Raw genomic sequence first — 18844 nt, forward strand, 5'->3', positions numbered from 1 at the left:
CGTTGAAGAAGGAGAATGAAGATGCGGATCGTTATGACCGGATCGGGCTATGTCGGCCTGGTCTCCGGCGCATGCCTCGCGGATTTCGGCCATGATGTCGTCTGCGTGGACAAGGATGCCCGCAAGATCGATCTGCTCCAGGGCGGCGGCGTGCCGATCTACGAGCCTGGCCTAGCCGACCTGATCGCCCGTAATGTGAAAGCGGGGCGCCTGACCTTCACCACCGATCTCGCCGGATCGGTCGCCCAGGCGGATGTCGTCTTCATCGCCGTCGGCACGCCCGCCCGCCGGGGCGACGGCCATGCCGACCTCAGCTACGTCTACGCCGCCGCGCAGGAGATCGCCTCCAACCTCAGCGGTTTCACCGTCATCGTCACCAAATCCACCGTCCCGGTCGGCACGGGGGACGAGGTCGACCGCATCGTCCGCGAAACCAATCCCGACGCCCAGTTCGCCGTCGCCTCCAATCCGGAATTCCTGCGCGAAGGCGCGGCGATCCAGGATTTCAAGCGCCCTGACCGTATCGTCGTCGGCATAGAGGATGAACGCGCCCGCCCGGTGATGGAGGAGGTGTACAGGCCGCTCTACCTCAACCAGGCGCCGATCCAGTTCACCGGCCGCCGGACCAGCGAACTGATCAAATATGCCGCCAACGCCTTCCTGGCGATGAAGATCACCTATATCAACGAAATGGCCGACCTGTGCGAGAATGTCGGCGCCGACGTGCAGCAGGTGGCGCGGGGCATCGGCCTCGACAACCGGATCGGTTCGAAATTCCTCCATGCCGGGCCGGGCTATGGCGGCTCCTGCTTCCCGAAGGACACGCTGGCGCTGGTCAAGACGGCGGAGGATGCGGGCGCGCCGATCCGCCTCATCGAAACCACCGTGGCCATCAACGAAAGCCGGAAGCGGGCCATGGCGCGCAAGGTGGTCGCGGTCTGCAACGGATCGGTGCGCAGCAAGACCATCGCCGTGCTGGGCCTGACCTTCAAGCCCAATACGGACGACATGCGTGATGCGCCCTCGCTTTCCATCATCCAGGCCCTGCAGGACGGCGGCGCGCAGGTGCGCGCCTATGATCCGGAGGGCATGGACGCCGCCCGCGCCATGTTGTCGAACGTGGAGTTCTGCCAGAACCCCTATAGCGCCGCCGAAGGGGCGGAGGCTGTCGTCATCGTCACCGAATGGGACGCACTGCGCGCGCTCGACCTGCCGCGCCTCAAGGGCATCATGAGCGGAAACGGGCTGGTCGACCTGCGCAACATCTACCGGCCGGAAGTCGCGGAGGCGGCGGGCTTCGCCTATGTCAGCGTCGGTCGCGGCGCCACGCCGGAATTCGAGGAACTGGTTCAGGCGGCGGAATAGGCCGCCACCCAACTCCCCTCCCAAAGCGGGAGGGGAGTTCGCTACGCCCAAGCGCGATTTTTGTTCCAATCATACCGGTTCTGAAAGAAGGACCGGTCTTTCTTTGTCGTTTCGCAAAGACAAGAAACCGTTCATCGCAAATTCAGGAAGATTGCGACGAGTCGATATTGACCGGAGGTTTTTGTTAACCTTCATAGGAGACCCTACAGAGGATAACTTCGGGGGTCGCAAACATGCCTGTCAAAATGACTGGCTCCATTTTTGGAGCCGGAATAGCTATTTTATGCATCGTCGCTGCGGGAGCCGCCACGGTCATGACTAATGGGTCGATATCCAATATGGAGTCGACGGAAACCACAACCATATCGCAGTCCACCACGACTGCGTTTTCAACCCAAACGACGTCGACGGCGAGCAGTTCCACTACGGTGACCGCCGTTTCGGATTTTTCCGATTTCGATTTCGCCAATGGAACGCGGCTGCCGGAAAAGGCGACGCTTTCGCTGAGCAACGCCACGTTCCGGCCGGGCAGCAACGTCGCTTATGTGCCGGTGACGCTGGATCGGCCGACGCCCAATACGGTGATCGCGCGGGTTATCACGGTCAACGGTTCCGGCACTTATCGCGCCATTTCGGGCTATAATTACCAGACGGTCGATGCGGTCGTGATCTTCCGCCCGGACGATCCGCTGGTCCAGACCGTCGCGGTGCCCATCATCGGCGCGACGGAGGGGCAGCAGTTCCAGCTCAAGCTGCGCGAAGTCCCCTGGGGCGGGCTCCAGGGGCAATCCACGGCGACCGTCACGGCGTCCAGCGCTGCGCAGGCCACTGCAAAGGCCACCGGAACCTTCCGGGAACCGCGCAGCTTCGCCGCGACCGGCACGCTCCAGTTCGAACTGCTCAAGGCAACGCACAAGCGCTCGCCCGACGGCGGGTGGGATCGCTGGGCCACGTCGCTCGCCAACGGCCGGACGCAGCCGGGCAATGGCGAAACCGGCCTGTATCTCGATTCCACGATCTTTCCCGGCATCGAAGGCCCGGTCTATTGGGGAAGCAGCGGACTGGTGCTCCACAGCCAGAAGCTGAAGACGCCGATCAGCTATGGCGGCCAGACCTGGTATTATGGCGCTACAGTGCTGGACGGCCGCAACTTCCTGGCGTCGCAGATCGGCTATGGCCAATATGAATGGGTGGCCCGGATGCCCAACCGGCGCGGCTCATGGCCTGCCTTCTGGCTGGTCTCCACCAGCGGCTGGCCACCGGAAATCGATGTCTATGAGGGCTTCGGCTATCAAAGCTACTGGGATTTCGACCGCCATGTCGCCCATACCGTCCATGTCGGCGCGAACAGCACCCGCTACGACCAGCGCGGCGTCACGATCCAGACGCAGCAGGCCTATGGCCTCAGCGGCTATAGCCAGGATTTCCACCGCTTCGCCGTCGATATCCAGCGCGACTACATCACATGGTTCGTGGACGGCGTGGAAACCTACCAGTCGGTCAATCCGTTCAGGGGTTTTCGTTTCTATCCGATCATGGACGTCGCGGTGAAGACCAACAGCGCCTATGACGACGGCTCCGGCGACATGATCATCAGGAGCTTCAAGATTTACAGCGCGCCATAATGGCTCTGGGCGCCTCCCGCCAGGGCATAGAGGCGCCCCCAACTCTTGACCCACTGCCCGGCGATGTCGACGCGGCGCGCGCCGGGCAGCAGCAGGGCGGCCAGACCGGCCGTCCGCAATCCCAATATGGCGACCGACCGGGCCAGGAGCTTCGCCGTGCCGATCCGGCCGGGCAGGGCCTTGCGCCGCGTCATCGTCTCCGTGCAGCCGATGCGCCACATGCGCTTCAGCACCCAGGAAAGCCGCGCCCGCTCCGCAGGCACCCATTCGCTGACCCGCGCATCGGGCGACCAGCCGAACCGCGCACCAGCATCGTGCAGCCGGGCCAGAAAATCCAGATCCTCCCCGCCGCTGCGGTTGAAGCGCGGATCGAAGAAAGGCGCGGCGATCATCGCGAAGGCGCGACGGCTGACCAGCAGATTGTTGCTGGCCCACAGCATCCCGGTCGCCCCCCATGACCGTTCCTCCGGACGGAAGACCAATGTTTCCCGCGCCCAGCGCGGCGGCTGACCCACGAAGCAACTATCCACCGGCCCGGCGACCACATCCGCGCCCACCTGCGCCTGACAGATGAGCAGCGCGTCTAGCCAGCCCGGCTGCGGCCATTCATCATCGTCGAGCATCGCCAGAAAACGCATGGCCGGATCGTCCAGCGCGGACCCGACAATGGCGTTGCGCACCGCGCAAAGCCCCGGTTGCGCCACCGTCAGCAACGTCACCGGCAGCCGATATCCCTCCGCCAGCAGGGCGCGCACCACGGCTGCTCCTTCCTGCCCGACAGGATCGTTGTCCGCGACCAGCACCATCACGTCATGCCGCCCGGCGACGTCCGGCAGCGCCTCCAGCAAATGGCGAAGCTGCTCGGGACGGCGGAAGGTGGGAATGGCGATCCAGACGGCAGGCATCAGGCGGCGGCCTCCACCACGGGCTCGCGGCTGCGCCCGCCGCGCTGGAGCCATTTGATGAACTGATGCCCGCGCACCTCGACCAGCGCATAGCTCGCCCAGCAGAGCAGCCATGTCGCCACCAGCATGGCCGCGACGATCAGCCAGTCGAAGCCCATCATCCCATGCTTGTGCGCGACCCCCATGCCGCGCGCGAACACGTCGCGCACCAGCGGATGCCAGAGGTAGATGGAATAGCTGATGAGGCCCAGATGAAAGCTGACCGGATTGGCCATGACCGCCCGCGCCGCCGCGCCGTTATAATAGCAGCTCAGCACCAGCAGCGGCATCAGGCAGACCACCAGCACATCCGCCTTTCCGGGCAGCAGCAGCGCCAGCGCGATCAGCCCGCAGACCGCCGCGAAACCGCCCTTCCGGTCGATCATCCGCCTGCACCACGGCTTTTCCGCGCAGCGATAGCTGAGCACGCCCAGCGAGAAACCGGCGATGCAGCGCAGCAGCGTCAGCACCGTGTCGCTGTCGTTGACGTCCAGCGGCCCGCTCGATCCCCGGCCGGATGCGGCAACCAGCGCCAATATCCCGACGCACAGCAGGCCCTGGACCCAGGCCCATCGCGAAAAGGCGATGATCGCGATCAGCGGATAGACCAGATAGGCGGCGACCTCGGTGCTGACCGACCAGCTATTGCCCGCGATCGGCTCCGTGCCCCAACCCCAGCTTTGCACCATCAGCAGGTTGCTGACGACATTTGGCGCATCCAGCGCAATCGCTTGATTGCCTGAGATGTTGAACATGATCCGCGCCATGAACACCAGCGTAACGATCAGGTGCAGCGGCCACACCCGCGCCACCCGGTTGATCAGGAAGTCGACATAGCTCGCCCGACCAAGATGATTCACGACCCGGCCGTGATAGCCAAAGGAAATGACGAAGCCGCTGAGGATGAAGAACAGGTCGACCGCCAGATAGGCGCGCGAGAAAAGCGGCATCCGAAACGCTTCGAACGCCGGATTATGCGGGATGTGGTACAGCAGCACCGAAACCGCCGCGACACCGCGCAGGCCGGTGAGGGACGAAATTCTCATGCGCGGCTTCTCCCCATGGGTGGCGCGGCGTCGAAGGCGGCGGCGATGGCGTCCCACAGCGGCTTTCGGCGCATGTCGCCGTCCAGCGGCAGCACGCGCGAAAGCTGGCCGTCAGGCCATTTATAATCGGGATAGTTGGACAGCCAGCTATAACGGTCCGACAGGCCCCAGCAGAGCACGGACCGCATAGCCCGATTGTCCAGCGCCACGTCCAGAAATGCCTTGGCCACGGCGGCGATTTCACTGTCGCGCTTGTCGGGACTGGGCGGCCCGCCTTTGTCCGCGACATCGAATTCCGTCACCGACAGCGCCAGCCCATAACCGTTCAGATCCTCCAGGAACCGGGCGAAAAGCGCCTGATCGAACGCTTCCCTATAGGGCTTCAGATGGCCCTGTATGCCGACCGCATCGACCGGCACTTTCCGCGCCATCAGCCGGTCGAGCAGCTTCAGCATCGCCGTCCGCCGCCGTTCGCAACGGGGCGAGTCATGCTCCAGCCCGAAATCCGTCAGGAACAAGGTCGCCTTGGGGTCCGTCGCCCGCGCATGGTGGAATGCGATGTCGATATAATCCTCCCCCATCGCCTGCATCCACATGCTTTTGGCGCGCATGCCGTCGGCGCGTCCATCATTGGGTTCGACCGCTTCGTTGACCACGTCCCATTCGCCGATCCTGCCCGCATAGCGCGGCATGGCGACGTCGATATAGCTGGTCATCAGCTTTTCGCGGCCTGCCCTGTCGGCCTGTTGCAGCGCCGGTTCCAGCCATTTGGGCTGGGCCGCATACCAGACCAGCGCATGGCCGCGCGCCCGCATGCCATGTTCCTGCGCGAAGGCGATGATCTGGTCCGCGCCGCTGAAATCATATTTGCCGGGCTTTGGCTCGGTGGTGCCGCGCTTCAGTTCATATTCCTGGACCACCATGTCGCATTCGCGGGCGATGGCGGCGGTGAAATCGGGGTCTTCGCGCAACTGGCGGGACTTGATCGCCGCGCCGAAAGCGCGGCCCGACCGCCGCGCATGGGCGGCCAGCCCTTCGGACGAAATCCCGGCCTCCGCCCGGCTGGACGGCACCGGAGAGCAGGCCCCCAGCGCCAATGCCCCGGCCAGGAATTCGCGCCGCTTCACAGCCTTTGCCCCTTGCCCGCCAGCATGTGGGAAAAATCAATCCACCGGTCGGAAATGCGGCGATAGACGGGATCGGGCATGACGATCTGCAACAACACCGTCGCCGCCAGCCGTGGCCCGAAAGCGCCCCGGCACACCGCTTCCAGATAATAGCGCATCGCCTGCCGCCTGCTGGTCGGCCAGATGCTCTTCGCGGCATGCCAGCCCATATAGGCGGAAAAGGCGCGAGGGCTGATATGCGGGCGCAAATCGCGCAGCCAGGTCAGGCTGCCGATGCTGCCGCGCACCTGCGAAAGCCGGTCTTCGGCATCCCGGTCGGCCCAGATCGTGCCGGGCCGCTCCGTCATCAGGAATCGCGCGCCCGCCAGCGACAGGCGCATCGCGAAATCGGTATCGTCACCGAACTTCACATCCTCGCGATAGCGCACCCGCTTCGCCATCGCCCGGCCCAGCGCCATGCTGCTGGTCTGGATGAAGCCCCGGTCGCACATCAGATAGCGGTCCATCGTCTCGCCGCTGGCGATGGCGCGGGGTGGCTTCAGGAAATTGCGACCCTCGCCGCGATCCGCCAGCACCTGCCCATAGGCGACGACATCCTCGCTCTCCTGCACCAGCGGCAGCAGGTCGGCCAGATGATGCGGCAGGAAACGGTCGTCGCAATCGAGGAAGGCGATATAGCGTCCCCGCGCATGGTCGATGCCCTTGTTCCGCGCCGCCGCCGCGCCGCGATTTTCCTGCACGATGACCTTCAGGCGCGGGTCGTTGATCGCGCCCAGCGCAACCTCCGTCCCGTCGGTCGATCCGTCGACCACCACGATCACCTCTATGATCGCGATGGTCTGTGCCAGCGCGGACATGACCGCCGCCACCACCGCGTCGCGCCGCTGATAGGTGGGGATCACCACGGAAAAAAGCGGCGTGGCTGCGGCGGCCCGCAGACTGGATGGGGGCTGCCATGCGGTCATCACGAACCGGCTCCGCCATGGGCGGGTTCCGCCTTGCCGAACCGCAGGACGAAACCGTTGACCAGCGACCGGTAAAGCGGCTTGGGCAGGTAGGAACGCAGCACCTGCCGAGCGATCACGCGGGGCGGGACGCCGCCCGCCACCATGCCGACGGCCAAGTCCTTGATCGCGACGACTGGTTTGATCGGGGCCATATGATAGGCCAGCACCGTCGCCCGATAACCGCGCCGCGCCCGGTTGGTCAGCATATGACCGCACCGGTCCAGCCAGTCGAGCGAGGTCTCATACCCCTTCACATAGGAAGTCCGTCCCGCCTCCGTCGCGTCCAGCCACACCGTCAGCGCCTGATCGATCATCCGGAACCGCGCCCCCGCGCCCTGGAGCCGGACGCAGAAGTCCAGATCCTGCCCCTTCTTCAACGCCGGATCGAAGAGAACCTCCTGCGCCATGGCGGTGGGCACGATCATGGTGCTGGTCTGCATGAACTGGTTGGCGCAGAACAGATATTCGCCCACATCCTCCCCTTCGCGAATGCCGCGATCCGGGCGTATCCAATATCGGTCGACGCCCCGGTCCACCTTCATGCGGGAATAAAGGACGGTGCTGCCGTCATCCCCGGCCAGCGCCTTCGCCATGATGGACAGCTTGCCCGGCAGGAACAGGTCGTCGGAATCGAGGAAGGCGATATAGCGCCCCTCCGCCGCCAATATGCCTCGGTTGCGCGCCGCGCCGCCGCCCGCATTATCCTGCCTGATATAGCGGACGCGGGGGTCGCCTATGGCGTCAATAGCCGGACCGGGATTGTCGCGGGAACCGTCATCGACGACGACGATCTCGAAATCCTGCCAGTCCTGCGCCAGCACGGAACGGATGGTGTCGCCGACGATATCCGCCCGATTGTAAAGCGGGATGACGACGGAGAAAAAGGGCTGCTTGTTCAGGGGAGCGGCATCGCTCATGCGCCATGCACCTTTCGATATTCTTCATAATGAATCCCCGCCAGACCGGCGATCTTTCCGGCGGCGCGGTAAAGCTTACCCAGCCGCTCGACCCGCTTGCCTCGGTCGAACGTCGCGACCGCGCCCAGCGACCCGACCAGGAACCCCGCGACGATGCGTGGCGCTTCGCCCAGCGATGCGCGCAGGCGGCCCTTGTGGAAACTTTCCACCATCATGTCGGTCATGCCGACGCGATAGCCGCGCATCAGCAGCCATTTGGCGGTGACGCGGCTGGCGGGGATTAGTTCGGTGACAACGGCTTCCTCCGACCAGGCGAAGCGGAAACCCTTGCGCTGCATGCGGGTGAAAAGCTGCTTGTCCGACCCGCCGGTCAGCGCCATCCGCTCGTCGAACGGACGATCCCCCATGGCGCGCAGGGCCACAGCCGCCATCAGCACATTGGCGGTGCTGTCGACCAGCGCGACCGGCCCCGACTGCCCGCGCTGCTTGGGGGCGAGCAGGGGATGGCGCGCCGCCCATGGCGCGATGGCGCTGTCCATTTCCCGCAGCACCGCGCCGCCGACCACATCGGCTTCGCAGCGAAGCGCCGTATCCATCATGGCGTCGATCCAGCCGGGGGAGGCGGCCTCGTCATCGTCCAGCATGGCGACATGGCTCGCGCCCGGCCGCGCCAGCGCCGCCGCGACCAGCGCGTTGCGCACCAGCGGAATGCCGCGCTCCGCCACCAGCAGCGCCTCTATCGGCCAGCGATAGCCCTGCGCCGCCATCCGCTCGACGACGGCCATGCCTTCCTGCCCGGCGGCGTCATTGTCGGCCACCAATATTTCCAGTTCATGCCGCGTCTGCTGCGCGGCGAGCGATTCCAATGTTCGCCGTAAACCCTGCGGCCGGTTGCATGTGGCGATGCAGACGATGATTCTAGCCATTCACTGTCTCCGCCTGATTGAGGTGCCGCCTGCTCCAAATCGGGCGCGGCTTGGCCTTGAAGGTCGCGTGCGCGGTCGCGACCGCCGCGAGGAAGATCACCCAGACCTGGCGATCCTTGTCGAAGAAGCTGGTTTCCAGCAGATTCTGGTACATGACGAAGACCCAGATCGCGAAGGCCGGGACCATCAGCGTCTGGTTCTCTTTGGTCGAACCGGTCAGGAACCAGTAGGCAGGCAGCACCAGAAAGCTGATCAGCAGCAGGGCCAGGCCCAGCGGCCCGGTCGTCACCCAGATTTCCAGATAGCCATCATGCGAATGGGCCGTCAGCATCTGGAACTGCTGGTTCAGATAATCGAAGGCGGGGCTGTTCGCGCCCACCTGCCAGAACCCCCCGAAACCCGCGCCCAGATAGGGGTGGTCCGCCAGATAATCCAACGGCACCTGCCAGATCGACACGCGCCCCGTAAAGGATGTGGGATCGGCGAACAGCCGCTCTATCGTCGGCTGATAGGCGATATAGAGACCCAAAAACCCGACCATGCCGAAACCCAGCATCAGCAGCAATATCGCGCGTTTCTGGGTATTGTCGCTCAGCGCGCGATAGATGTTGCTGATCGCCAGCATGCCGACGCACAGGGCCAGCGAAGTCTTGCTCTTGGTCCCGATCACGAAGACAAAGGCCATCAGCGCGAACAGGGCGTAATACCATTTGCGGCGATCGATCCAGCTATTGCCGCAGACGATGAAGCACAGCGCCATGACCGCCCCGGCGATATTCTTGTGGAAGAAGAAGCCGCGCCACGCCCCGATCAGCGCCTTGTCGCTTTCCGTGGGCGGATGGACCGCCGCGGGCGTCAGCGGCAGCGACACCCAGCATATCACCAACGACACGATCAGCGCGGCGCGCAGCGCGTTGAACAGCCGCTCCGGCCCGATCAGCGACAGGGCGCAGAAGGTGATGTAGATCACGATCAACTGCTGCATCGCCCGTTTGAAGGACACGAACGGCGCGACGCCCCAGGTGCAGGTGATGAAGAACCAGACCAGCATGATCGCCAGCGGCCAGAAGGTGAACCGGTATTTCAGCGGCTCCTTGCGCATCACCTGCACGGCGGTCAGCAGCAGGGCGAAGCCGATGAACAGGGCCTGCTTGAACAGGTCCGATCCGTCATTGGCCTCGGCCATCGCCACCAATTCTTCCTGGGTGCGGGAAGCGAAAGGCTGCTGCCCGATGAAGACCATCATCAGGAAGACGAAGTAGAAGACCTGCGCGACCCAGACGAGCTTCGAACTGCCGCTGCCGCTCTGTGTGGCGGGTGCAGCGAACCCGCCGCGATGCCAGCTAGTCGCCATGGTCAGGCGGCCTCCCGCCGGTCGCGCCGCCATTGCCGGTCCAGCCGCCAGATACCCAGCATCATGACGAGTTGCGACAGCACGACGCCGCCGACGGAAAAGACAGGCGGCGCGCCCCACACCAGCAACGTCACGGCGATCAGCCCGACGACGCAACTGCGCATGCTCTGGGCGGCCAGGGGGCGGAAGGCGCGCCGGGCCTGCGTCATGACGCTCATCGGTGTCTGCACGCACTGGACGAGCGAGAGGAGGGCGCAAAGCCCCACAGCAATCGTCACCAGCCGATGGTCCAGCGTCGGCTTCAGGATCAGCCCCGGAAAGAAAATCAACGCCACCGCCGCCACGACGCAGGTCGCCAGCCACAGCATGACCAGCGCCGCCATGAACAGCCGTTCCGACCTGATCGCCGCGTCATGATCGCCGCGCGCGACGGCGCGGGTCATGCGGGGGCGCTCCAACTGGGTGAGGGCGGTGATGCAGACATTGACCGGGCGAAAGAACAGCATCCCCACCGCAATCGGCGCAAAGGCGGTCGGCCCGGCCAGCAGCGTCACGATATAGCTGTGCGAATTGGATGTCGCTTCGGTCGACAGCACGCCGACCAGCGTCCAGGCCGATTGCTCCTTCCACACGGGGCGATAGGCGCCAAGCGCCCGGCCCGGCCCCATGACGAAATGCCGCCGCAGATAGGCGATGCCGAAGGGCAGCAATCCCATCAGGCTCGCCGTCACCAGCATGCCGCCGATGGTGGACATGTCCGCGCCCGTCCGCATCGCGATCAGCAACCCGGCCAGGATCGTCCCCGCATAGGTCAGGTCCGACCGGGCAGCCCGCGCCGGGGCATGATGCGCATAGGCGTTGGACCGCCCGAACCAGCGGATCAGCGACAGCGTCCCCGCCAGCCCGAACAGCAGCGCCGCCGTCGGAGAAGCCGTGGCCCAGGCAATGACCGCGCAGATCAGCCCCTGACTGGCCGCCAGCATCAGATTGACGGGGAAGAAGAAGTCGAAACTTTTCGCCTCAACATCGTCGCCCTGGTTTACCGCGATGGTATAGGGCGTCGACACCAGCGCATTGGACAGGCTGTAGCCGAACTGGATGATCACCAGCAGGAAGGCCAGCGTGCCGATGGCCGCCGTCCCCAGATGGTGGATCGAGAAGATCTGGACCAGCAAATGGCTGACCGACACGATGGCGGATGACAGGCTGGCCAGCCCGAAGCGGCCGAACATGCTGCCCAACCGCTGGACGCGGCCCGTCATCGAGGGGTTTTCAGCCGCCTGGGCCTCAGCCATGGCGGTGTTTCCAGATCAGCCACAGCGCATGCGGATTGGTGGTGATATAGCGCCAGGCCAGTTCCTTGGGCCGCGTCGCCATCCGGTGCAGCCATTCGAACCCCGATTTCTGCATCCACATCGGCGCGCGCGGATAATCGCCGGTGATATAGTTGAACAGGCCGCCACAGGTGACGATCCACCCCGCCTTGATCCGGTGCCGGTTGCGCACGCAAAATGCCTGCTCGCGGGGCTTGCCGGTGCCGACCCAGAGGACGTCGGGCGCGGCTGCGTTGATCGCGTCGATCACCGCATCCTCTTCCTCCGGCTTCCAGAATCCGTTGCGGCGTCCGGCCAGTTGCAATCCCGGCGCGATCCTCAATATCTCGGTGGCGCAGGCGGAATTCACCTTCTCTTCCGCCCCCAGCAGATAATAGCTGACGCCCGCATCCGCCGCCCGCTTCAGGCTGTCGGTGAACATGTCCGTCGTGCTGGACCGGTTGGCGATATGCGGCCCGCCAAACCAGCGGGACGCCATGACGATGATCTGCCCGTCGGCATGGATCAGGTCCGCATGCGCCAGATTGGCCCGGAAATCCGGGTCGCTGGCGTTCATCGACAGGCCCTGTCCATTGGCGTCGAAGATCAGTTGGGGCGGATGGTTCAGGCCCCGCCGAAGCGGCGCCTCGACCAGCATCTTGTCGATCAGGGCATCCAGCGACAGGGTGGAAACGGGCAGGCCGCCCACCTGGGTCACGGGCGCTTCATGACTTTTTTCGGGGGTGGGGAGGGGCTGATGATGCGCCAGCGCGTGTTCGGCGCTCATGCGATCACCGTCCCGGCAATCGGCACGCCATGGCGGTCCAGATCGTCGATCACGCGCCGCATGTCGGCAATCGCCGTGTCCCCGCGCCGCGCCACGATGACCACCGCGTCGAAACCTGCCAATATGCTGCCATAGGGCGTCTGGTCCCCCTTCCGCTCCGCCAGATAGAACAGCATCGACGTATCGCGCAGCCCCCAGCCATTGGCCGTCTCCGCCAGCGGCCCACGGGTGATCAGGCTGGCCGCGCTGCCGGACGCCCGGCCCGCCGTCATCAGCCACAATCCTTCCACGGCAGTCCTGGCGGCGGGCAGCAACGCCGCACTGCCCATCAACTGTTCGGCAAGCCCAGCCTTGTTGGCGATGCGGAACAGCCGGTCGAGCGAGGGCCGTCCCATGTCGACGTCCACCAGCATCGTCTGCCCGTCCATCTGCGCCAGCACGACCGCCAGATTGGCCGCCATGATCGCCGCTTCGTCGCCCGCCTCTATGGCCAGCACCGCCAGCCGCAGCGATGCGGGATCGCCGTCCTTGGCCACCGCGCGCATCTTGGATCGGATTGTCCGCACCTTGGCGGCATAGGCATTGGCGGGGTCGAACGCCGCCACCACCAGCGGATCGACCCGCTGGTCGCCCTCCGGCAGCAAGGCGAAACCGCCCTGCAAGGCCGCGAGTATCCCCGCATCCTCCGGATTCAGCAGCCCCAGATCGACCGCCGCGTCATGCAGCGCCAGACCCTGCGATCGGGCATGGGCCTCCACCTTGTGCACATCGGCTTCGGCCAGAAAGCCATGCTCCACCGCGAGCCGGGCGAAATTATGGCTGTCGCGGGCGCGGGGGCGCAGCGTGCTCGCCCCGCCGCCAATGCCGCCAGAAGATGTCAGCTGAGGCGGTGCGCCTGCCGTCGAACGCAGTCTCATGCGGCCTCCTGCTGTTTGAAGAGCCAGCCGCCACGGACGGGGACCGGCATCAGTTCGGTGATGACGTCGACTTCGGTCGCGCGGGCGACGCCAGCGGCCGATCGAACGCGCGGATGGATGATTTCCATCAGGATCACGGCGGCGATCCCGCCGATCAGGCCGAGCGCGATCCCGCCGACCAGCCACAGCATGATATTGGGCTTGGCGGGCAGCAGAGGCACGGTCGCCTCGTCCAGCGGACTGGCGTTGGGCTGCGATATCTGGCTCTTGAGCACCGCTTCGTTGAACCGCTGACGCACCGTGTCATATGTTTGCCGCGCCGCATCGACATCGCGCTGAAGAACCATGAGTTGGTCCTGCACGTCGGACATGCGGATCATGCGATCCTCCTGGCCCGCCATGTTGGATTTCAGGTCGCCCTCGCGGCGGCTGGCCGCCACGCTGTTGGCGCTGACCGCCCCGGCCTGGCTGGATCGCGCCGACGCCAGCTTCGACTGAAGCTCCGACAATTGGGCGTTGGCCGCCGCCATGGTCGGATGATTGGGGCCAAGCGTCTTTTGCAGCTCGGACACGCGGGCGGATTGTTCAGCCACCTGCTGCTGCAAATTCTGGACGATCAGCGATCCTTCGATATCGGACACCGAACCCGCCCCGGCCTTCGACCGGGCGGCGGCGGCTTCCGCCTGCGCCTGCGTCAACTGATAGGACATGTTCTTCAGCTTTTCGGCCTCCAGGTCCATCCGGTTGATGCCGATAATGTCGTGCGCCCGCTGGAAATCGGACAGCTTGCGCTGCGCCAGTTCGTAGCGGCGGCGCACTTCCTCCGTCTGCTCGTCGAACCATTTGGCCGAACCGCGTGCCGGGGATGCGCGCAATTCCACCTGCTCGCGCATGTAGATTTTGGCGATCAGGTTCGCGACCTTCGCCGCCACCTGCGGATCGGGGTCCAGATATTGGATCTGCAGCACGTTGCTCTGCCGCCCCGTGGTGACGGTCATATTCTTGCCCACCATGGCGGCAGCACTTTGCAACCGCGCATCGGTCGGCATGTCCGCCGGCATGGCTTCGACGAAGCCCGCTTCCTTCGCGACGGCGTTCATCACCTTGCCGCTGCGGATGATGTCGGTCTGGGTGCCCAATATGGACTCCGTGTCCGGCTTCGTGCCCTGCGCCGTGTTGGTGTCGGTCGGGTCCGTCTGCGACAGGTCCAGCAACAGCGACGCCGTGCCCATATATTGGCGCGGCTGGCTGAAGGCGGCGATGGCCACCAGCAGGAACAATATGCCCCCGATCATCGCCGCCGTGCGCCAGCGCGCCTGCAGCGCGGCCAGCAAATCGATGGGGTTCATGCTCATAACCCGTCCACTCCCTTCAGCAGGGCGCGCATCTCCTCTGCGGGCGTCTGGACAGGCGGCGCGGCCTGCACCGGCTGCTTCGCCATCAGCAGCAGGAATTGCGGCGCCAGCGTATCTTCGAACATCCACAGTTCGCCATTGGGGGTCGCGACCAGCGCCGGTTGCAATCGCGCCATGGCGTCCCGCGCCTGGCTTTCGTTGATCGACCCGCCGCCCAGCACTTCATGGCCCAGCGTCACCAGCCGTTCGTAGCTGATGGCCGACATTTGCGACGCCACGATGGCGGACAGCGCGATCATCCGGCGCGCCGACCCGGCTTCCCACAGGATGCGGCGGAACAGCGCATGGGTCTGGCCGCTCATCTCCTCCCAATCCTCCAGCGCGGACGCCAGCCCCTGCTCGATATCGGAAAGCAGCATGCGGTCGCGCCCGGCGGCCTCCGTCACCAGCGCCGCCTGCATGCCGAACAGCCGGGCGTGATAGGGCGACCCCATGGCCGCGCTCGCCAGCATGTCCAGCGCGTCCTCATCGATGGCCAGCCGCGCATTATTGGCGCAACTCAGCAACAGCCGCTCCAACTCCGGCTTGGGGATCGGCGCGACCCGCTGCGGCGCGAGGTGGCGGCGCAGAGAGGGGTGGGCCGCGATCAGCCCGTCTATGTCGCTGGCGATGCCCACCAGCACGACCTGCACCGGCGAATGGATGTCGGTCAGCAGCTTCAACAGCGTGGCCACGTCCTGCTTCGCCGTTTCGGACTGCACCCGGTCATATTCGTCGATGATCAGGATGGACCGTTCCCGCACCTCCTCCACCAGCAGGGCGGACAGGCGGGATACGTCCAGCGGCTCGCCCATCATCTTGCGCGCCCGTTCCTGCCCCGCGCCGCTCATCGGCAATTCGGTCAGGAAGGGCCGGAAGAGGGAATCGAAATCCGCTTCCCCATTGGCGGAGGCATAGAGGGCGATGCAGCCCGCCTCATCCGCCAGATCGCCGAACACGCGGGCGAGCGACGTCTTGCCCGACCCCCGCGTACCGAAGATCACCGCATGCTTGCGCTGCACGACGATGGCTTCGACCAGCTTTTCCAGTTCGCTGTTGCGCCCCGCCAGTCCATGGCGGTCCGTCACCGGCATGGCGGTGTTGAACGCGGCATAGATGCTGTCGCGGCGCAGGCTGATCGGCTTGATCGGCGGTGCCATGGCGCTCATCGACAGGGGAAGGTGCGCGGGTTCCGGCTCGGCCGCGTCCTGCCGAAATCCCGGCAGCACAGGCGTGTCCAGATAGAGCGGCACATCGTCCGGAATGACGCGCTCCTGGCGTTTTTCGTTACTCCGCGTCAGGGACAGGAACCGGTCGAATAGTCCGGATCGCTGTTGCGCGAAGCCTTGATCGAGTGTCGTCAAAAGAGCTTCTCCCGGATGATGAGGACATCTTCAGGCTTCACCGGATCGTCCAGATTGGCCTGTATTTCCTTCCCCTCCCGGCGCACTTTTATGCGTTTCGTGGAACCCGCCAGCGTCGGTCCCCCGGCCAGCGCCAATGCCTGCCGGAAACTTTGCCCCGGCGCATAGGAAAAGGCGCCGGGCTGCTGGACTTGGCCGTAGACATAGATTTTCTCCGCAGGGGGCACGAACAGCGTGTCGCCTGCCTTCAGCGGCCGCATCGCCCCCGCCGCCATGTCGGCCAATGAAATGCGCACCGGCCCGCTGCCGTCGGCGGGGGTCAGGATGACGGCGTTGGCCCCATCCTTGGTCGACCCGCCCGCCTTGGCGAGCATCGACGCCACCGTGTAATCGCGGTCGAGCGGATAATTGCCCGCCTGCGGCACATTGCCCAGCACCGTGACGAAGCGGCTGACATAATTGCTGACCTCGACGCTCACGGACGGCTTGGTCAGGTATCCGCCACTGGCATAGCCCGCCTCTATATCCTGGGCGAGTTGCGACGTGGTCTTGCCCTTGGCCGACATGGGGCCGACCAGCGCCAGGACGACGGTGCCGTCCTCCTTGATGCGGGTGGTGGTCGACAGGTCGGGCTGGCCGAAGACGGATATCTTCAGCTCGTCGTTCGGGCCGAGTTGATAGCCCGCGCTGGCCGCCTGCGGGGCAGGGGCCGCCGTCGCAGTCGTCGCTGCGGCCCCTGCGGCATTCTGCGCAGTCGCCGCCGCCGGACCTGCAATCATCAGAAGGACGGAAAGGCTTTTGAAGAGAGTTGCAGCTTTCACAGCCATTGGCTCCCAAAGATATGAGGATCAAAAATGCAGGGCCGCACCCAACGTCACTTGCATGCCGCTATAGTTGGAGACGCTGGTATCGGTTCTGCGGATATAATGCTGGGCATCGAGCGAAAGATCGAAACGCTCCGAAAGTTTCCTGGTCAGCAGCGCGCCGAAGCGACGATTGCGATCAGCCGTGATCGAATAGGGACGAAGCGCCGCATCCTGCCGGAACTTGCGCCGGTCCCATTCCGCATAAAGCCCGGCGGAGGTCAGTTCGGAAATGGAGAACTCGCCCTGGATGCGATAGCTGGTGTCGATGGCGAAACCGCTGGCGATCAGGCTGTCGTTGATGATCGCCCGCTCCGTCATCGCCGTCAGCTTCAGGCGCGGAACGGCGGTGGTCGAAAGCGCCACCTTCCAGCCCAACCCATTATAGCCGCCGACGACCGCGCTATCGCTGTTCACGTCCAGCCAGCGGACATCCGCGTCGATCTGCGTGATCGGGCTGACGGACCGCTGGAAACGCAGGCCATAGCTGTTGATCCGGTTCTCTATCCCCAGCGCCGGCCGCCTGCTGTTCACCCGCCCATAATAAGCGGTCAGCGTGCCCAGGCTGGGCTTGCTATACCCCACGCCGCCCATGAACGTATCGCTGGTCTGGTCGGCATAATCGAATTGATCCGCGTTGCGCGTGGTGTCGCGCTGATAGCTTGCCACCGGGAACAGTCCCGGCCGCTCGCACGTGAAATCCGCGCCGACGGTCCTGAATTTCTGGAGGTTTTCGGTCGCCGAATTGATGTCGCCATAATCGGCCCGCTGTTGCCGATAGGCGGCGCGGGGCGTGATCAGGCAGGTCGCGCCGAAGCGGATATTCGCCTTCGCCTCCGTATCCAGCCGTAACTTGCTGCGCTGGCTTTCGGAAACGAAACGGTCGTAACCGATCTTGCCGCGCAGCAATATGTCATGCCGCCCGACGGGCATGCCGTAAGTCGCCTCCAGAGAGGGCGTGACGATCAGATCGTCCTTGGGATTTTCGACCCGGTCATCGACGCGATAGACATTGTCGTCATAGAGAAGGTCGAGCCCGGCTGTTAGATGAAGGCCATATTCCCTCAGCCGCCTCTGCTCGTCGGCGGACTGAACGCGTTTTTGCGCAATCGTGCCGTCCCCTTCCTGCGCATGAAGGACAGCAGGAATATTCGCGACAATTGATGCGCCGCCCAGCGCCATGACCATTGCGGCACGCGACCATTGAAATTCATCTTTGCGGGACGCACGAAAACGGCGCCGCAAATGCGGTTCATTGCATATTATCAATCTTATGACCCTTATTGCATTGCAGCAATCAGGCCATGCTAGAAGGATTTCGTCGTAACGCCACTGCCTGAAAAGCAGTTTGTCGCGCCAAAACAACGGCTCGGTTCATCGAAAAAGAGGGCGCGGCGGATCATTCCGCCACGCCCTGAATCCGTTAATCTGGGAGAAAGCTTAAGGCCCGGCGATTCCGCCTAGAGAAGCAGCCAGACGATCGCCGTCACCGTGCCGACAAAGGCCAATATCCCGGCCCAACGCGAAACCAACTGCACGCCGCGCTCCGCCCGGTCGGCGATGGTGACGGACTCGAAGCGCGCCGGCATGTCGCGGCGCACCTCACCCGTCTCGATCAACGAAGAGGCACCCGCAATCGCTGCAAATTCTTCAGCCACGTTTCCCACCATCCAATTTGTGAATGGCAATATTATCCGATTTCGCGGTTAACAAATAGTTGGGACGAGGGGCCGCCAGACCTCCATTCGTCGCATAAGACGGCGGAAATGCGCCGAACCGAGCGACAAACCGCCTTAAATCAACGGTTCATCGCAAATTTCATTTTCGGCTCGGAACCTTTTTCAACTCCCGGCGTGCGCGCTATCTTTCGAGTCGCCCCCACTTAATTCCTCCCT

18 protein-coding genes are annotated in these 18844 nt (G+C 64.5%); 2 read left to right on the forward strand and 16 right to left on the reverse strand.

The window, feature by feature from the left end:
• The first annotated feature begins 21 nt into the window (after positions 1 to 21).
• Positions 22 to 1365: a UDP-glucose dehydrogenase family protein gene (locus tag BV95_RS00495; RefSeq protein WP_037446306.1), complete on the forward strand. Its 1344-nt coding sequence runs from the start codon at positions 22 to 24 to the stop codon at positions 1363 to 1365.
• A gap of 184 nt (positions 1366 to 1549) precedes the next feature.
• Here the strand turns inward: BV95_RS00495 and BV95_RS00500 are convergent, their stop codons facing one another.
• Positions 1550 to 1789 (reverse strand): hypothetical protein, encoded by a 240-nt coding sequence (locus BV95_RS00500; RefSeq protein WP_037446308.1) that lies wholly within the window; start codon positions 1787 to 1789, stop codon positions 1550 to 1552.
• 4 nt (positions 1790 to 1793) lie between these two features.
• Here BV95_RS00500 and BV95_RS00505 point away from each other — a divergent pair, with 4 nt between their 5' ends.
• A complete protein-coding gene (locus BV95_RS00505) occupies positions 1794 to 2990 on the forward strand; it encodes a glycoside hydrolase family 16 protein (protein ID WP_409372072.1) in 1197 nt (398 codons plus the stop codon).
• Here the strand turns inward: BV95_RS00505 and BV95_RS00510 are convergent.
• The 15 genes from BV95_RS00510 to BV95_RS00580 all read right to left on the reverse strand — a co-directional run bounded on the left by BV95_RS00510 (position 2975) and on the right by BV95_RS00580 (position 18607).
• Entirely contained in the window at positions 2975 to 3895 is a 921-nt protein-coding gene (locus BV95_RS00510) for a glycosyltransferase family 2 protein (protein WP_037446311.1), read from the reverse strand. The genes BV95_RS00505 and BV95_RS00510 overlap by 16 nt on opposite strands.
• A complete protein-coding gene (locus BV95_RS00515; protein ID WP_037446314.1) occupies positions 3895 to 4980 on the reverse strand; it encodes an acyltransferase family protein in 1086 nt (361 codons plus the stop codon). Before BV95_RS00515 ends, BV95_RS00510 begins: the two co-directional genes overlap by 1 nt.
• Entirely contained in the window at positions 4977 to 6107 is a 1131-nt protein-coding gene (locus tag BV95_RS00520; protein ID WP_037446316.1) for an endo-1,4-beta-xylanase, read from the reverse strand. The genes BV95_RS00515 and BV95_RS00520 overlap by 4 nt, the downstream gene beginning before the upstream one ends.
• Positions 6104 to 7072: a glycosyltransferase family 2 protein gene (locus BV95_RS00525; protein WP_037446325.1), complete on the reverse strand. Its 969-nt coding sequence runs from the start codon at positions 7070 to 7072 to the stop codon at positions 6104 to 6106. Before BV95_RS00525 ends, BV95_RS00520 begins: the two co-directional genes overlap by 4 nt.
• Complete coding sequence (locus BV95_RS00530) at positions 7072 to 8031, reverse strand: glycosyltransferase family 2 protein (protein WP_037446329.1); 960 nt, start codon at positions 8029 to 8031, stop codon at positions 7072 to 7074. The genes BV95_RS00525 and BV95_RS00530 overlap by 1 nt, the downstream gene beginning before the upstream one ends.
• The gene (locus tag BV95_RS00535) at positions 8028 to 8957 is read right to left on the reverse strand and encodes a glycosyltransferase family 2 protein (protein ID WP_037446331.1); all 930 of its coding nucleotides are present in this window, start codon (positions 8955 to 8957) and stop codon (positions 8028 to 8030) included. Before BV95_RS00535 ends, BV95_RS00530 begins: the two co-directional genes overlap by 4 nt.
• Positions 8950 to 10344 (reverse strand): O-antigen ligase family protein, encoded by a 1395-nt coding sequence (locus tag BV95_RS00540; RefSeq protein ID WP_037446333.1) that lies wholly within the window; start codon positions 10342 to 10344, stop codon positions 8950 to 8952. The genes BV95_RS00535 and BV95_RS00540 overlap by 8 nt, the downstream gene beginning before the upstream one ends.
• Positions 10314 to 11606 (reverse strand): polysaccharide biosynthesis protein, encoded by a 1293-nt coding sequence (locus tag BV95_RS00545; RefSeq protein ID WP_037446335.1) that lies wholly within the window; start codon positions 11604 to 11606, stop codon positions 10314 to 10316. The genes BV95_RS00540 and BV95_RS00545 overlap by 31 nt, the downstream gene beginning before the upstream one ends.
• Positions 11599 to 12411 carry a WecB/TagA/CpsF family glycosyltransferase gene (locus BV95_RS00550; RefSeq protein ID WP_037446338.1) on the reverse strand — a complete coding sequence of 271 codons (813 nt, stop codon included), beginning with the start codon at positions 12409 to 12411 and terminating at the stop codon, positions 11599 to 11601. Before BV95_RS00550 ends, BV95_RS00545 begins: the two co-directional genes overlap by 8 nt.
• Positions 12408 to 13328: a P-loop NTPase family protein gene (locus tag BV95_RS00555; RefSeq protein ID WP_037446339.1), complete on the reverse strand. Its 921-nt coding sequence runs from the start codon at positions 13326 to 13328 to the stop codon at positions 12408 to 12410. Before BV95_RS00555 ends, BV95_RS00550 begins: the two co-directional genes overlap by 4 nt.
• Positions 13325 to 14677: a GNVR domain-containing protein gene (locus BV95_RS00560; protein ID WP_234703072.1), complete on the reverse strand. Its 1353-nt coding sequence runs from the start codon at positions 14675 to 14677 to the stop codon at positions 13325 to 13327. Before BV95_RS00560 ends, BV95_RS00555 begins: the two co-directional genes overlap by 4 nt.
• Before the next feature lie 2 nt (positions 14678 to 14679).
• Positions 14680 to 16086, reverse strand: a complete 1407-nt coding sequence (locus BV95_RS00565) for an ATP-binding protein (protein WP_037446341.1) — start codon at positions 16084 to 16086, stop codon at positions 14680 to 14682.
• Positions 16083 to 16907 carry a polysaccharide biosynthesis/export family protein gene (locus tag BV95_RS00570; protein WP_037446450.1) on the reverse strand — a complete coding sequence of 275 codons (825 nt, stop codon included), beginning with the start codon at positions 16905 to 16907 and terminating at the stop codon, positions 16083 to 16085. The genes BV95_RS00565 and BV95_RS00570 overlap by 4 nt, the downstream gene beginning before the upstream one ends.
• 27 nt (positions 16908 to 16934) lie before the next feature.
• On the reverse strand, positions 16935 to 18137 hold the full coding sequence (locus BV95_RS00575; protein WP_255265392.1) for a hypothetical protein: 1203 nt from the start codon (positions 18135 to 18137) through the stop codon (positions 16935 to 16937).
• A gap of 272 nt (positions 18138 to 18409) precedes the next feature.
• Positions 18410 to 18607 (reverse strand): hypothetical protein, encoded by a 198-nt coding sequence (locus tag BV95_RS00580; RefSeq protein ID WP_156028521.1) that lies wholly within the window; start codon positions 18605 to 18607, stop codon positions 18410 to 18412.
• Positions 18608 to 18844 lie beyond the last annotated feature (237 nt).

The organism is Sphingobium chlorophenolicum (genome assembly GCF_000722875.1).
Taxonomy (GTDB): domain Bacteria; phylum Pseudomonadota; class Alphaproteobacteria; order Sphingomonadales; family Sphingomonadaceae; genus Sphingobium; species Sphingobium chlorophenolicum.